This window comes from Paraburkholderia fungorum (assembly GCF_902833645.1).
In the GTDB taxonomy this organism is placed as follows: domain Bacteria; phylum Pseudomonadota; class Gammaproteobacteria; order Burkholderiales; family Burkholderiaceae; genus Paraburkholderia; species Paraburkholderia fungorum.
The window spans coordinates 90,956-107,505 of record NZ_CADFGE010000008.1; the positions used below are offsets into that span (position 1 = coordinate 90,956).

Below are 16,550 nucleotides of genomic sequence, written 5' to 3' on the forward strand. Positions count from 1 at the left end.
GTTATGCGCCCAACCGGCCGTGCTTTATCAAAGAGCGAAGACCATGCGACCCTTGCTCATCCCGTTTTCTTCTGTTTGCGTCGTCCGGCTGGCCGACCGGTCTTGTGAGGTGTGGTGAGCAAGCGATGCGGCGATCTCGTCGGAGCGCAGCGCGAGAACCGACAGCAACGTGTCGGAAAGCCCGTGGCTGTCCTCACAGCAGCCTTGCAGGTAAATGCGCGGCTTGAAACTCGCGGGTGTGGCGAGCCGGTAATCGCGTTCGACATTGCCTTGCGCAAGCGCGTCGCCCAGATGCGGCGCAAGACCTTCGAGCAATTCAAAATGCGTGTCGCGGCGATACCCCGTCGCCAGCACGAGCGCATCGAACTGCTCGGCGCGCGCGTGGCCGCTCAAGCGATCGCGCAGCGTGAGTTCGATCTCGCCACTGGCCGTGCGCATCGCCGTCTCGATACCCGTATTCGCCAGCAGCCGGTGGCGCGGTTCCGCGGACACGTTCTGCATATAGAGCATTTCGTAGATCTGCTCGATCAACGGACGGTCGACCACCGCATAGTTGGTATCGCGAAAGCGCTCGATCAACGAACGGCGGCCGTCTCTCGGCTGCGCGTAGACGATGTCGGTAAAAGCCGGGCTGAAAATTTCGTTGACGAACGGGCTGTCGTCGGCGGGCTTGAGCGCGCTCGAACGGATCACGAGGCTCGCGTCGACGTGCGGATAGCGGCGCGTCAGATCGACGAATACTTCGGCCGCGCTCTGCCCCGCGCCGATCACGGCCACCCGTTTGCGCGGACCGCCGGCGTCGCCCACCACGCGGTCGATCGAAGTCAGATACTTCGACGAGTGCACGATATTGTGCGAACCGAGCGCGCCAAAGGCCTCCGGCACGTGTGCGCCACCGCCGATACCGACCGACAGCGCGCGCGTCACGCGCTGCCACTCGCGGCCCTCCTCGTCGCGCGAGAATACACGCAGCGCTTCGACCTCGTTCACGTTACCGATTGCCTTAACCGCTTCGATACCGATCACCGTCTGGCCGTAATGCACGCGTTCATCGAACGATGCGGCCACCCAACTGAGGTAATCGTGAAACTCGACACGCGTCGGGTAGAAGCTCTTCAGGTTCACGAAATCCGCGAGACGTCCCCGCTCGAACAGATAGTTGATGAACGTGAAGCGGCTGGTCGGATCGCGCAGCGTGACAAGATCCTTGAGAAAAGAAATCTGCATCCGGCAATCGTCGAGCAGCATGCCGCGGTGCCAGCCGAACTCAGGCTGGCGTTCGATGAAGCAGTGGGCGAGGTCCGCGTGGCGTCCCTTGCCGGCCTCCTCGGCGAGGCGCACGGCAAGCGCCAGATTCGACGGCCCGAAGCCGATGCCGATCAGATCAAATACGGTATCTCTGTGCATGTCGCATGTCCTTATCGGTGTGAGCCGGCGCGCCGTGGGGCTGGCCGGAGAAAAATGCTGGTCGGGCGGCGCGGGCTTTAGCCGGCATCCCGCGCCTCGATAGCAGCCGATGCCGCCGCCACGATCCGCGCACTCAGACCGGCGAAAGTCGGCGCAGCGAACACGTCGGCAATCGAGAGCGCGTGCCCCGCCGCCTGCGCCGCGTCGACGAAACGCACGACGTCGAACGACGTCGCACCGGCTTCGAACAGATCGTCGTGATGAGCAGGCGTGTTGCCTTTGAAGAGATCGCTCCAGACGCGCTCAAGCGCCTCGGCGCGTCGGGCCGCTTCGTTGTGCAACGCGCCGCGAACGTTCATGTCGGCAAAAACGCCGGGCGTGGCAAGTGCAAAGCGCGCCGGCGACTCACCGAGCGCTTCATGCGGCGCCTCGAGGAACTGCCGCACAACGTTGAGATAGTCAGCGGCCAACGCCTCGACGAAGCGGCCGTCGACCAGCTCGTCCGCATACGAAAACGCCCCCGTCACGCGACCATCCGGATGCTCGACCACGTCGAGTTCCAGTTCGAATACAACGCGATGCCGCACGTCGTTGAAATCGTCGAGCGTCAGGCCGGCCCAGTCGTGTGCCTTGGCGCCAGCCGGGCGCAGATAGTTGAACATCACCGAGAAGAGCGGATTGCCGGGTTCCGGGCGCGGCGCGCGCAACGCGGCGACCACCTCGGCAAAGGGCGTGTCCGCGTGCGAATAGGCGGCGAGGGCGGCGTCGCGAACGTCAGCCAGCAGCGCGGCGGGGGTGTCCGTTTCAGCGAGCCGGGTGCGCACGACCACCGCGTTGATAAAGAGCCCGAGTGCGCGGCGCGCGGCCTCACCCGTCAATTCGCGGGTCGACGCGAGCACGCCGACCGGCTGATCGGTCGCGCCGGTCGCGCGATAGAACGCGACGTTCAACGCAGCGTGCAGCAGCATCGGCAGGGTTGCGTGGACGTCGAGCGCCATTGCGCGGGCGCGCCGCACGACGTCTGGGGAGAAGACAAAAGCGAAGCGGCCTGCGCTCCAGCGCGGCGCCATGGAACGGCCGGACGTCGGCGGGGGTAAAACGTGCGAGGGCGCGTCGGCCAGCACGTCGCGCCAGAATGACAGACGCGCGCGTGGCGCCGCGACCGGCAAAATCAACGCTTGAGGCAAGGACGATGAACGACCCGGCGCTGCCGGTGACGCACCACGCACGATGGCCACATAAATCGTGCGGACTTCCTCGAGCCACAGATCGATCGAATGGCCATCCGATACGATGTGGTGCACGACCAGCGACAACACATGATCGTGTTCGTCGAGACGCAATAGCCGCGCGCGCCAGAGTGGCGCGTCGTCGATCAGGTGGAATGGGGTCAGCGCGTCTTCATCCGTGAGCGCAACAGCGGCAGACTCTCGTGCGGCGGCCGTCGCTTCGCGCGAAAGCAGATCGATCACCGGCAGTTCGAACGGCGTCAGCGCCGCAATCCGTTGGCCCGGCAACGCCCCGTTGCGTTCGACAAGGCGCGTGCGCAACGCCGGATGCCGCGCAGCGGCGCCGGCAAACGCTTCGCGCAATGCGTCGAGATCGAGCGGTCCGCGCAGACGCAGCGCGACAGGAATGTTATAGGCCGCGCTGTGCGGTTGCGCGCGCCACAGAAACCACAGACTCAATTGCGCTGCGGACAGCGGCAACACACCTTGCGCATCGGCGAGCACGCGCGGATGATGCGTCGCTGCTTCGTTTCCTGATTCCGCCTGTCCACCGGACTCGAGATTCGCTTCAACCACCGTCTCACTCGGCGCCGCGGCCATCACCCGCTGCGCGTACTGAGCCAGGACCGGCGCTTCGAAAAGCGCGCGCACCGGCACGTCGCGTGCGAGCCGCTCGGCTACGCGCGTCGCCACTCGCACCGCCGCGAGCGAGTGCCCACCGAGTTCGAAGAAATGATCGCCACGACCGACGCGCTCCACGTCCAGCACTTCGCAGAAAATCGTCGCAAGTGCCGTTTCGAGTCCGGCGGCGGGCGCCTGATAGGTCCGCGCGACGCGCTGCGGCTCCGGCAATGCGGCGCGGTCCACCTTGCTGTTCGTGTTGCGCGGCAACGCATCGAGCACGACGATATGCGCGGGCACCATGTAATCGGGCAACGTGTGACGTAGATGCGCGTCGAGTTCGGCAGCATCCGCACGCGTGGTGCGCTTGCCGGCCTCCGCGCTCAATTCGACATACGCCACCAGCGCCGCTTGTGCCCCCTTGCCGTGCACGATCGCCACCGCTTCGCGCACGTCGTCATGCGCGGCGAGTTGCGCCTCGATCTCGCCCAACTCGATACGCAAGCCGCGTAGTTTCACCTGATGATCGACACGGCCGATAAAGTCGAATACGCCGTCCGCGCGCCGCTTGACGAGGTCGCCCGTACGATAGAGCCGCGCTCCCGGCGCCCCGAACGGATCCGGCACGAAGCGCCCGGCAGTAAGCGCGGGCCGATCGAGATAGCCACGGGCAACGCCCACGCCTTCGCCACCCAGATACAGTTCGCCGATCACCCCCACCGGCAGCGGATTCAGTCGGGCGTCGAGCACATGCGCGGAGCGCGCGCCGACCAGCGTGCCGATCGGCAGATACGCACTGTCGGCGAGCTTCGCGACATCGTCAGTGGGATAGAACATCCACAGCATCGGCGTGATGACGGTTTCCGTCGGTCCGTAACCGTTGACGATGCGCGCGTTCGGAAACGCGCGGCGCATCAGCGCGAAGGCCTCGCGTGAAGTCGCCTCGCCGCCGACCGTCAGCGACCGCAGCGTTGGCGGCGCGCCGTGCGCGAGTGCCCATTCAGCAAGCTGCGTCGCACAACCGGGCGGCACATAGGTCATCGTCACGCCCTCGCGGACCATCATCCGGCAGGTTTGCGCGGGCGGCCATAGCGTATCGGCAGTGATCGCCACCGCGGCGCCGGACATGTACTGCGAGAACCATCCCTCGTGTGCGCCGTCGAAATTGACCGACTGGAACAGCAGGAAGACGTCGCTTTCCCCCGCGCCGTAACGTTCGGCAATCGCCGCACAATGCCGCGCGAACGACCCGTGATCGACTACCACGCCCTTCGGCTTGCCGGTCGAACCCGAGGTGTAAATCACATAGGCCGCCTGATACGGCGATACGGCCGGCAACGCGATCGGTGTAAGCGAATGATCGTCACGCTGCGGCTCTTCGTCGATCAGCCAGAGATGCAAGCGATCGGACGCCGGCAACGCGGCCAGACTGGCGCGCTCGGTAATGACGTGAGTGATTCGGGCGTCGTCGAGAATCTGGGCGAGGCGTTCGCGCGGATGGCCCGGATCGAGGGGCACGAATGCGCCGCCTGATTTCAACACGGCGATCAGGCCGACCAGCAGATCGACCGAGCGGCTCAACGCCACCCCAACGCGCATCTCCGCGCTCACGCCGGCGGCGACAAGCCGTTGTGCCAGCCGTGTGGCGCGCGCGTCCACCTCGCCGCGTGTGAGCGAGCGTTCGAGATCCGCAACGCCGCGTGCATCCGGTCGTGCGTGAGCATGATCGGCCACGCGCTGATGAACCGGTCTGAAAGCATCCTGACGATCGACCGCTGTGTCGTTGTTCCACGCATCCAGTTGAGCGCGCTCGGCGTCTGGCAGCCATTGCAAATCGCCAACCGGCGTTGCGGGCGCCGCAGTCGCATTCGACAGCAACGTGACGAAACGCGCGGCTAGCCGCTCAATCGCATCCGCCTCGAAAATGTCGAGCGCGTAGATGAAGCAGGCATCCATGGAACCGTCGTCGCTTTCCTCGAAACCCAGCGTTAGATCGAACTTGGCGAACGGCATCCCGGACGGCAATTCGGTCATGCGAACGTCGGCAAGCGAAGGCAAACGACGACGCGCGCCATAGGCTGCCATCACCTGAAACAAGGGATGATGGCTGGCGCTGCGCACCACGCCGAGCGCTTCAACCACGTGTTCGAACGGCACGTCCTGATGCGATTGGGCGTCGATGAGCGTTTGCTGGGTCGCATCCACCAAGGCGGCGAACGATTGCGTGGCAGCAACGGATGTCGCGAGCGTCAGCGTGTTGACGAAGAAGCCGACAAGGCCGGCCGTTTCACCGCGCTCGCGATTCGCGGCGGGCACGCCGATCTGAATCTGCGCTTCGCCCGAGGAACGCGCGAGCAGGGCATTGAGCGCCGCAAGCAGCACCGCGAACGGCGTGGCACGCCGGGTATTCGCGAGCGCCCTGGCCTGTTTGACAAGCTCGACGTTCAGCACGAAGCGGTGCCGCGCACCACGCGCGCTCCGTCGTGCCGGACGCGGTGCGGCGCCCGGCAGTATCAGCACATCGCGGCCCGCGTCCAGCCGCTCGCGCCAGAATGCCAGTTGGCGCTCCCGTTCACCTGCATCGAGCCAGCGGCGCTGCCATAGCGCGTAGTCCGCATACTGGATCGGCAAGGACGCCAGCGATACCGCTTCATTCTTCGCGTACGCGCGATAGAACGACGCCAGCTCCGCGAGCAGCACGTCCGCCGACCAGCCGTCCGACACGATGTGATGCGTCGTCAGCGCGAGCCAATGCGTCGTTGCGTCGAGCCGGATCAGATGCGCGCGCATCAGCGGACCGAGCGACAGATCGAAAGCCTGCGCTTCATCTGCTTGCGCGATGGTGGCCGCGCGCGCCGCCCGCTCGTGCGCCGGCAATGTGCTCACGTCGCTCGCATGCCACGGGCAGCGCGACGGCGCATGCACGGTCTGCAACACCCCGTCCGCGCCCTCGGCGAAGGTCGTGCGTAACGCCTCATGGCGCGCGATCAATGCGTCGCATGAAAGACGCAGTGCGTTCGCATCGAGCGCGCCGTCGAGCCGCAGACGCTCGGTGATGTGATACGCTGCCGGTTCGTCGATCATGCGCGCGTGCAGCCACAACCGCGTTTGCGCGAACGAAGCCGGCGCGCTGGCAGCCCGGTCGGCGCGCGGCGGAATCGGCAGCACGCGAAAATCGATGCCGGCGGCGTCGAGCTTCGTGAGAAAAGCCTTGCGCTGCGCGTCCGGCAGGAGCGCGAAGCGGGTCGCGAGGGAAAGCAGGTCCGGTTTGGCTGTCGTCATGCTGGGTGATCTCAGTGCTCAGTGCTCAGTGCTCAGTGCGGGCAGGCGGGCGTGATGCGTGATGGCGGGGCGCAGGTTCGCTCATTGCAGTTCGAGTTCACCGAGGAGTGCGTCGATCGCACTCGCGGTGTCCCCGCCGGTGCTCGCATCGCGTTCGGCCAGCGCACGATCGATCGCGGCGGCACAGCGTTGCAGCGTGCGTTCGTCGAATAGCGTGCGCAGCGGCAGAACCAGCGTCCAATGCAGATTGGCCTGCGCGTTGGCCTGCGTGGCCAGCAGCGAGTGGCCGCCGAGGGCGAAGAAGTCGTCGTCGCGGCCGACCGATTCGAGACGCAGTACGCGCGCCCAGATCGCAGCGAGTTCGCGTTCCGTGCCGGTTTGCAAAGACGTTGCCGCCTCTTCCCCAGAAGACTGGCGACGAACTGGCGGCGGCAGTGCATGCCGATCGCACTTGCCGTTCGGCGTCACCGGCAGCACCGCCAGGTCGATCAGTTGCGCGGGTACCATGTACGCGGGCAATTGAGCACGCAGCGTCTCGAGCAAAGCCTCCGTGTCGATCATATGGTCCGCCCCTCGCGCAACGTAGCCGATCAGTTGCTCGTCACGCACGACCACCACCGCGTCGTGCACACCTTGCTGCGCACGCAGCAAGGCTTCGATTTCACCCGGTTCGATGCGCTGGCCGCGCAGCTTCACTTGTGTGTCGATACGACCGAGATAGTCGAGCGCGCCATCCGCGCGACGGCGTGCGAGGTCGCCGGTTCGATAGAGACGTGCGCCCTGCACGAAAGGATCGGGGATGAACCGCTCCGCCGTCAGCGCGGTACGGCCGAGATAGCCACGAGCGAGTCCCACGCCGCCCAGATACAGTTCACCGACAGCGCCTGGCGGCAACGGCTGCAGCGCCTCATCGAGTACATGCAGTTGCAGATTCGCAATCGGATGGCCGATCGGCACGGATACCGCGCTTGCATCGCGTGCGTCGCAGGTCCAGTGCGAGACGTCGATGGCGGCTTCGGTCGGGCCGTACAGGTTGTAGAGCCGCGCATTCGGCAAGTGTTGCGCGACACGTGCCACCAGTTCCGGTGCGAGCGCTTCGCCGCTTGCCACGATCCGCTCGATGCTCGCGCAACGCGCCGCCGCTTTGAAATCTTCCAGATGGGCGACAAACGCGGCAAGCATCGACGGCACGAAATGCAGCGTCGTGACGCGATGCGTTTCGATTGCCGCGACCAGCCGCGCCGGATCGCGATGGTCGCCCGGCGCCGCGATCGCGAGTTTCGCGCCGACCGTGAGCGGCCAGACAAACTCCCATACGGATACGTCGAAGCCGAACGGCGTCTTGTGCAGCACCACGTCGTTCGCATCGAGCCGATACGCGTCCTGCATCCACGCGATCCGGTTCGCGAGCGCACGATGCGTATTGCCCGCGCCCTTCGGTTTGCCGGTCGAACCCGATGTGTAGATCAGATAGGCGAGCTGTTCCGGCGCCACTTCCATCGCCGCGGCGAGCGCGACCTCGCTGCCCAGCAGTTCGTCTACGGTCAGCGTCTTGACGTCGACATGCTCGACCGCGGCGGTCACACGGTCCCGCAGATGCGGCTGCGTCAACACGACTGCCGGTTTGGCGTCGTTGAGCAGATACGCGATACGCTCGGCCGGATAGTCCGGGTCGACAGGCAGATAGGCTGCCCCTGCTTTCAGCACGCCGAGCAGCGCGATCACCATGTCGAACGAACGCTCGACGCACAACGCGACCGCCGTATCCGGCCGAACGCCCGCTTCGATAAGCGCGGCCGCGACCCGATTGGCGTTCGCATCGAGCGCGCCGTAGGTCATCTGCTGCACGCGTCCTTGAGGATCGGTGAATTCGAGCGCGATGGCGTCAGGGTGCGCGACGGCCGTCTGCGCGAATTGCCGGTGCAGGGGTTGTTGCCGCGCTTGCGGCCAGGATCGAGTGGTCGCATTGGCGCTCGCCTGCGTCGCGAGATCGTCGGCGGTCGCAATCGAGATCGTGCCCAGCAGCGCGTGTGGATCGGCGATCAGAGCGCTCAGGCAATTGGCAAATGCACGATGCAAAGTGGCCACGCGCGCTGCATCGAGTTGTGCGGCGTCGTAGCCGTAGTCGATCGTGAGCGTTGCGCCAGCCTCGATCACCAGGGTGAGCGCGAAGTCGGTTGCTTCGATATTGCGCAACTCACGCAGCTTGAGCGCGCGTTCGTCGCGTCCTTGCCAGGCTTCATCGACTGGATAGTTTTCGAACACGACCAGCGTGTCGAACAGCGCCCCGCCACCCTGGCCTGCCCACTGCTGGATTTCGTAGAGCGGCGTATGCGCGTGCTCCGCTGCCGCGGCATTGTCGCGCTGCAGTTCCTGAAGCCATGTCGATGCAGAACGTTGCGGCAACGGTGCCGTGATGACCGGCAGCGTGTTGATGAACAGGCCCAGCACCGTGCCGGCGTCCGGCAGCGCGTCGGGCCGGCCAGCCACGGTCGCCCCGAATGAGACAGCCCTGTGATGCGTCATGCGTTGCAGCGCGAGCGCCCATGCTCCCTGCACCACGGTGTTGACGGTGACTTTCAGGCGGCGCGCCGTTTCAGTGAGACGTGCCGTGGTATCGGCATCAAAGGATTCACGCCGCGTGAGGTGTTGCGGCGCGTGCGGGTTTTCCGGTTCGCCGTTGTGATTGGACTCACGGTCGGCGATCAGGGTCGGCTCGTCGATAAGCGCGAGACGCTCCATCCAGAACGCACGCTCCCCTTCGGTGTCGCGTGCCGCGAGCCATGCGATGAAATCGCGGTAGCGCGTTTTCGCCGGCGCGGCGAACGGTTGCGGACGCCGCGGCTCAATATAGTCGCGCAACACGTCGGCAAAAAAGCGTGCCGTGCTCCAGCCGTCGAGCAGCAGATGGTGACGGGTCCAGACAAGACGCCATGCCTGATCCGTCACCCGGATCAGCGCGACGCGCATCAAAGGCGGTGACGTCAGATCGAAACCACGCGTGCGGTCTTCCGCGAGCCATGTTTCAAATGCATCGAGTGCCGCGGCGCCTCGATCGCGCCAATCGAGGATCTCGACCGGCATGCGCGCCTGGCGGTGCACGATCTGCATCGGCGCGGCTTCATCCGGCGTAAATCCGGTGCGAAGAATATCGTGACGCGGCACCGCACCCTCGAACGCGGCGCGCAAACGCTCGACGTCCGGTTCGATCAACGTCGCGATCAGTTGATTCACATACGTCGATTGCTCTGGCGCGAACAGCGAGTGAAACAGGATGCCGTGCTGCATCGGCGAGAGCGGGTAAATATCGTCAACGGTGCGCAGATCGAGCGGCAAACGCTCCAATGCAGCCTGCGTGAGCCCCCCAGCGCGCGCGAGCGGATAGTCACCCGGCGTTGCCCCGCCGCCGCGTTGCGCAAGACGCGCCGCGCATGCGGTGGTCAACTCGCCCAGCGCCGTTTCGAAACGCTCGGCGAGCGCTTCGATCGTCGCGCGCTCGAACTGCGTCGCGCCATACACCCAATGGATTTTCAGCGTGCGCGCGGTATCGCCATCGACATACGCGTGAATCGCCAGCGCGTTACCGATCGGACCGGCCGGATCGCGCTCGCAACCCACGCCGCCGAAGCGCGGTACCAGCGCAGCCTCGCGCGATGCATCGAACTGCCCGAGGTAGTTGAAGGTCACGCGCGGCCGCGGCACGGCGGCGAGCGCAGCGCGCACGGTCGCGTCGCCGTAGTGGCGCAGCACACCGAAACCAAGCCCCTTATTCGGCACCGCGCGCAGCGCATCCTTGACCACGCAGAGCGTCGCCGCCGACGTGCTTTCGACAGTGAACTGCAGCGGATAGTGGCTCGTCAGCCAGCCGGGCGTGCGGCTCACGTCGACGTCGTCGAACAATGCCTCGCGGCCATGGCCCTCGAGCTCGATACGGCAGCGAGGCAGACCGAGCGACTGTGCCAAAGCGGCGATCAGCAGTTCGAGCATCTGTGTACGGTAGGCCGCGTTTGCCTCCGTCAAGGCGGCGCGCGTCAAATCCGCGCCAATCGTCTGGACGACAGTTTGTGCGTCTGCGTTCGTCGCCCTGGCTTGTGGATGGTCAAGCGGCAGATCGTCGTAAGGCGCCGTCAGTGCCGCCCAATACGGCACTTCGGCGGCAAATGGCGAGTTCGTGACGTCGAGCGCGGCACGAGCGAGCCGCGCCGCCCAGTCCTGCGCGCGAGTGCCCGTCGACGCCAAACGTACCGTGCGGCGCTCGCGCGCGGCGCGATAAGCGGCGTCGAGATCGTCCAGCAACGCGCGCCACGATACGCCGTCGACAATCAGATGGTGAATCGCCAGATAGAGCCTCGTCGTCCCATCGGGCAGCAGCGCGGCGAGCGCGCACACGAGCGGACCGTGCGTGAGATCGAGCGTGCTTTGCAGCGCGTCGAACCGGGCGAGCGCGTCGTTCTCGTCACCTGCGCAAGCGACTGCGAGCGGGAGGGTTTCGAACGCGCGTGGGGCAAATGTGAGTTGCCATTCTCCACTGGGACCACTCGGGGCGAAACGGTGACGGAAGATCTCGTGATGCGTCAGCAGCGTTTCGAATGCGCGGGCGAACGCATCGGAATCGAACGGCGCCTCGGCATCGAGTTCGATCGATTGATTCCAGTGACCACGTTGCGCAATATCCAGCGCGAAGAAGCGCAGTTGCGCGGGCGTAAGGGTCGTGGCTTGTTCGGTCTGTGACGACACCGCTTGTGCTTTAACTGTGGAGGCCATGGCGTGCGTCGCCGGCGCAGCCACATCCACCGTTGTCGCAACGCAGGCGAGTTGTGCCAGCGTCGGCGCGTCGAATAGCTGTTTCGGCGTAAAGCGCACACCGCGTTTGCGTGAACGCGCGATCACCTGCAATACCAGAATCGAATCTCCACCCAATTCGAAGAAGTTGTCGTCGCGGCCCACGCGTTCGGCTTTGAGCACTTCCTTCCAGACCGCGGCAAGCGCCTCTTCCGTTGCCCCTTGCGGCGCGCCGCCTTCGGCAACGGCCGGCGCCGGCGCGGCGGCAAGCGCGCGCAATGCGGCACGGTCGACTTTGCCGTTCGCGGTCACAGGCAGCGCGGCAACGATCAGCATTACTGCCGGCACCATGTAATCCGGCAGACGCGCGGCCAACGCCGCACGCAATGCGGGCTCATCGAGACGCGCACCATCGGACGGAGCGACGAACGATGCAAGCCGCAAGCGCCCTTCATGCTCCACCGCAAGCGTTTCCGCCTGAGCGACACCTTCGAGCGCGCGCAGCGCGGCGCTGACCTCGCCAGGTTCGACCCGATAGCCGCGAATTTTCACCTGGTCGTCGAGCCGGCCAAGAAACGCTAGTCGACGGTCAGCGCGCAATTTCACGCGGTCGCCCGTTCTGTAGAGACGTTCGCCCGGCGCGCACGGATGCGGTACGAAACGCTCCGCGGTCGCGGCGGCGCGGTTCAGATAGCCCCGCGCGAGTCCCGGACCGCCGAGATACAGTTCGCCGATCCCACCTGGCGGCACACCCGCACCGTGGCTGTCGAGCACACACGCGTAGGCGTTGGGCAGCGGCAAGCCCAGCGGCACCGACTGCATGATCTGCGCGATCCGCACAGGTTGCGTGGCCGTGTGCACTTGCGCGGGGCGAGCTTCCGGAAAACGCAAGGCAGCGTGTGACGGAGCAGACGTGTCGAAGATCAACGCACCGACGGTCGCTTCGGTCGGACCGTAGTGATTGATCACGCGGCACGCCGGCTTAAGCGCCGCGATCCGTTCGACCAGCGACCACGGCAGCGTTTCGCCGCCCGTGACCAGTGCATGCGCAGGCAGTACGTCAGCCGCTTGCTGTGCGTCGAGCAGCGCATGCAGATGGCTCGGCACGATCTTCAATACGCCGACCTTGCGCGCGCGCATCTCGTGTGCGAAACGATCGGGGTCAAACGCGCATTGAGCCGGCAACAGATGTAGCGTGCGGCCCGAACACAGCGCACCGAACAGCGTCGTGTGACCGAGGTCGGCGCCGACGGTTGAGACCATCGCCATCGAGGCATCGGTGGCAAAGGCGAGTTCGTCCAGCATGCCTGCGACGTAATCGGCCAGCGCGCGATGCGAGATCACAACGCCCTTGGGCGTGCCGGTCGACCCTGAGGTGAAGATCAGATACGCGGCCTGGTCAGGCAGCGGTGCCGGACGGATGGCGTGAGTGCTCGTGTTCGCGTTGGCGCTAACGGCAACATCCGTCTGCGCTAACGAATCAATATCGAGCGTCGTGGCATTACCCGACGCTGACGCGGCCACCGCACCACCCGCGCTCAGCATCCATTGCGCGCCGCAGGCATCCACAGCGGCCGCCAGTCGCTCGTGCGGCGCAGCCGGATCGAGCGGCACCGCGCAGGCCCCCGACTTCATCACGCCGAGCAGCGCCACCACGAAACGCACCGAGCGCTCAATGCAGATCGCGACCGGCTGCTCCGCGCCGATGTTGCGTTGCTGCAAGGTGAGTGCAATGCGCCCGGACGCGTCGTCGAGTTCGGCGAACGTAAGCTGCGTATCGGCGTCCGCAAGCGCGATGCGATGCGGCGTTTCACTCGCGTGACGTGCGAACAGCGCGAGCACGCTATCCGCCTCCGGCTGAAGCGCTCGCCCCTGCCGGGCCGCGTCGTATTCCGGCCCATCCGCGCAATCAAGTTCGGCGATCACGCATTGCGGATCACGCACCGCGTCGGCAACCAGCGCGGCGTAACTATTCAGCCAGGCCTGCGCGGTCGCGTCATCAATACCGTCGAGCGCATACGCGATCACCAGTTCAATGCCACGCGGATCGTCCGTGAAATCGAGTGCCAGGTCGAAGCGGGCGGCAAGATCGAGCCCCGGCGACATCCGCACCGACGCGCCCGGCAATTCAGCCGTCAATTCCAGATCGAACTGCTGCGCGAATTTGACCTTGAGCCATTCTTCGCCACGCCGCACCGGCGGCTTGATGGCGTCGAGCACCTGATCGAACGGCACGTCCTGATGCGCGAAGGCATCGAAAGCAACGCGGCGTACGCCGTCGAGCAACGCCGCGAACGACTGGTCTGGCGCAACACGCGCGCGCAAAGCCAGCGTGTTGAGGAACAGGCCGACCAGCGGCGCGACTTCCGCGCGTTGCCGATGCGCAATCGGCGCGGCGACCACGATGTCGGTTGCACCGGTCAGGCGATACAGCCACGCGTCGAATGCCGCCAGCAGCACGGTAAACGGCGATGCCTGGGCGCGCCGCGCGGCTTCGCGCACCGCGGCGGAGACCGTTTGCGGCAGCCGCAATGCGAGCCGGCCGCCGCGATAGTCGCGTTGCGGCGCACGCGGCCGGTCGAGTGGCAAGGCAAGCGGTTCGGGCGCCGAGCGCAACGCATTGCGCCAATAGGCAAGCTGACGCTCGCCTTCGCCCGCGGCGAGCCAGTCGCGCTGCCACTGCGCATAGTCCGCGTACTGGACCGGCAGCACAGGCAACTGCGGCGTGCGTCCTGCCACAAACGCTGAGTAAGCCGCCTGCAGTTCGTCGAACGCGCAACGCGAGCTCCAGCCGTCGCTGATGGCATGATGGGTCGTCAACAGGAAACGTTGCGCGTTGTGGCTGAGCGTAATGAGCGTGGCACGCACGAGCGGGCCATTCGATAGATCGAACGACGCGCCGACGTGTTGCTCCGTCAACTCCGCGAGCCGCAACACGCGCTCGGCCTCATCGCAGGCATGCAGGTCAATTTCCGCAATCCGCACCGGCAACGCTGCGTGAATGCGCTGCATGACCATGCCATCGTCGGTTTCGACGAGTGTCGTGCGCCAGGCTTCCTGACGCGCGATCAGACTATCAAGCGCGCGTTGCAGGGTCGTGAGATCGAGCGCGCCCCGCACGTCCCATTGCACGGCGACGTGATAGGCCGAGCCGGCATCGCGCGTTTGCGCCAGCACCCAGAAACGCTGCTGGGCGAACGAAGCAGCCCGGTCGGTGAACGCAGCGGCCGAAGGCTGCAGCACCGTGATCTGCTGGTGCCGGCTCACCGTCGATTCCGTCTCGCCGGTGTCGATCAGCACCGCGAGTGTTTCGAGCGGCTGATCGTCGAACAGCGTATCGAGCCGCAAATTCACGCCCCATTCGATCCGGATCGCCGCCTGCAATTGCATGGCCGCGAGGGAATCGCCGCCGCGTGCGAAGAACCGGTCGGTACGGCCAATCGGTGTGGGATCGTTCAGGAGCGTTTGCCAGATATCGGCAAGACGTTGCTCAGTGACCGTTGCGGGCGCGGCATAATCGGCGGCGGCCGCAACCGGCAGCGCCGCCACGGCATCGCGCAATGCGGCGCGGTCGAGCTTGCCGTTCAGCGTGTAAGGCAGGCGTTCAAAGCGCGCGAAACGATGCGGCAGCCACGCCTGTGGCACATGCGCGCCGAGATGCGCCTGCAATGCTGCGTCGTCAAGTGCTCCTTTCAGCACCACGCAGGCAATCAGTTGCGTCCTGCCTGCCGTCGCATCGGCGATCACACCCGCATCGGCAACCACCGGATGCGTCAGCAGACAGGCCGCGATCTCGCCGGGCTCCACGCGAACGCCGCGCACTTGCACCTGATCGTCGATGCGGCCGAGATAATCGAACGAGCCGTCCGCGCGTTCGCGCGCGAGGTCGCCGGTACGGTAGATCCGCTCCCCCGGTTCGCCGCTTGCGTCCGGCAAGAAGCGTTCGGCGGTAAGCGCAGCGCGCCCATGATAACCACGCGCGAGACACACGCCGCCGAGCAGCAATTCACCGGCCTCGCCGCGCCGCACTGCGCCGTCGATACGCGCCGCACGACGTCCGATCGGCCAGCCGATCGGCAGCGAGGCGTAACCGTTACCCGCTTCGAGCATCGGCGTCGTATCCGGGTCGACCGGCCACAACATCGGCGAAATCACCGCCTCGGTCGGTCCATAGCCATTGACGAGCCTGATCGACGGGAATACGCGGCGAATCTCGTCGAAGCTGTCCTGTGACATCGCTTCGCCGCCGAACAGCAGCACGCGCAGCGATGGCGGTACGCCGAGGCGCTCGCAAACGTTCGCGAATTCGCGTAGATAAGCGGGCGGCAAGGTGGTGTTGGTCACCCCTTCACGCAGCATGAAGGCGTGCGTGGCTTCCGGCGGAAACGGCGGCGGGTCGCTGATCACCACACTGCCGCCCACGGCGAGAGGCACGAGCCACGCTTCGATCGACACATCGAAATTCACCGAGGCGAAATGCAATACGCGATCGGTCGCGCCAATCGGCAACGACTCAGCGAGCGCGTCGCCGTGCGCGGCGAGCGGTCCGTGCTCGACGGCAACCGCTTTCGGCGTGCCGGTCGAACCCGATGTGTAGATCATGTACGCGGCTGCGCGCGGATGCACCGGTTCGTCGTCGCCCTCGAAACGCGGTGCGGCGGCGTCTGCCAAAGCATCGTTTGCCATGTCGAAGCATTGCGCGAAACGTGCGCGCATGACCGCATCGGCCGAAGCATCGACAATGCCGTGAGCGAGACCCGCGTCCTGGGCGACCCAGTCGAGGCGTGCCGCCGGATGACGCGGATCGAGCGCGACAAACACGCCGCCCGCCTTCAGCACGGCGAGCAAGGCGACAAACAGATCGCAAGAACGCGCAACACATACGCCAACGCGCACCTCCGTCGTCACGCCCGCTTCACGCAACTGTGCGGCGAGTCGCGCCGCGCGGCTGTCCAGTTCGCCGCGCGTAAGTCGCACGGTATGCGGCATGAACGACGCCAACGCGGGCGCATCGGGTTCGACACGCGCCAAAGCGCGGATTCGGTGGTGCAACGCAATCGGGAAGCTCGTCATGGGCATGAAATCCGTTAGAACTGGCCGCGTCGGCCAAGTCGCAGGCCGCAATGGGCTGCTTCATTGGTGTGACGATCCGCGCTTGCAAATCTTTACCGTCACCGTCAAATTATTCGGACTGCCTCACTTTGATGAGACAACTCGCGCCGGACGGTA

3 protein-coding genes are annotated in these 16,550 nt (G+C 65.6%); all 3 read right to left on the bottom strand.

The window, feature by feature from the left end; genetic code table 11:
- Positions 1 to 27 precede the first annotated feature (27 nt).
- The 3 genes from HWX91_RS23690 to HWX91_RS23700 all read right to left on the bottom strand — a co-directional run bounded on the left by HWX91_RS23690 (position 28) and on the right by HWX91_RS23700 (position 16,394).
- The gene (locus HWX91_RS23690; RefSeq protein ID WP_028195015.1) at positions 28 to 1,407 is read right to left on the bottom strand and encodes a lysine N(6)-hydroxylase/L-ornithine N(5)-oxygenase family protein; all 1,380 of its coding nucleotides are present in this window, start codon (positions 1,405 to 1,407) and stop codon (positions 28 to 30) included.
- Between the two features lie 77 nt (positions 1,408 to 1,484).
- Entirely contained in the window at positions 1,485 to 6,539 is a 5,055-nt protein-coding gene (locus HWX91_RS23695) for a non-ribosomal peptide synthetase (protein ID WP_028195016.1), read from the bottom strand.
- Between the two features lie 81 nt (positions 6,540 to 6,620).
- Positions 6,621 to 16,394: a non-ribosomal peptide synthetase gene (locus tag HWX91_RS23700; RefSeq protein ID WP_028195017.1), complete on the bottom strand. Its 9,774-nt coding sequence runs from the start codon at positions 16,392 to 16,394 to the stop codon at positions 6,621 to 6,623.
- Positions 16,395 to 16,550 lie beyond the last annotated feature (156 nt).

What these genes read in the sequence shown, in the direction of transcription:
- HWX91_RS23700 (WP_028195017.1), bottom strand. Translation starts at nt 16,394, where the DNA reads ATGACGAGCTTCCCGATTGCGTTGCACCACCGAATCCGCGCTTTGGCG.
- HWX91_RS23690 (WP_028195015.1), bottom strand. Translation starts at nt 1,407, where the DNA reads ATGCACAGAGATACCGTATTTGATCTGATCGGCATCGGCTTCGGGCCG.
- HWX91_RS23695 (WP_028195016.1), bottom strand. Translation starts at nt 6,539, where the DNA reads ATGACGACAGCCAAACCGGACCTGCTTTCCCTCGCGACCCGCTTCGCG.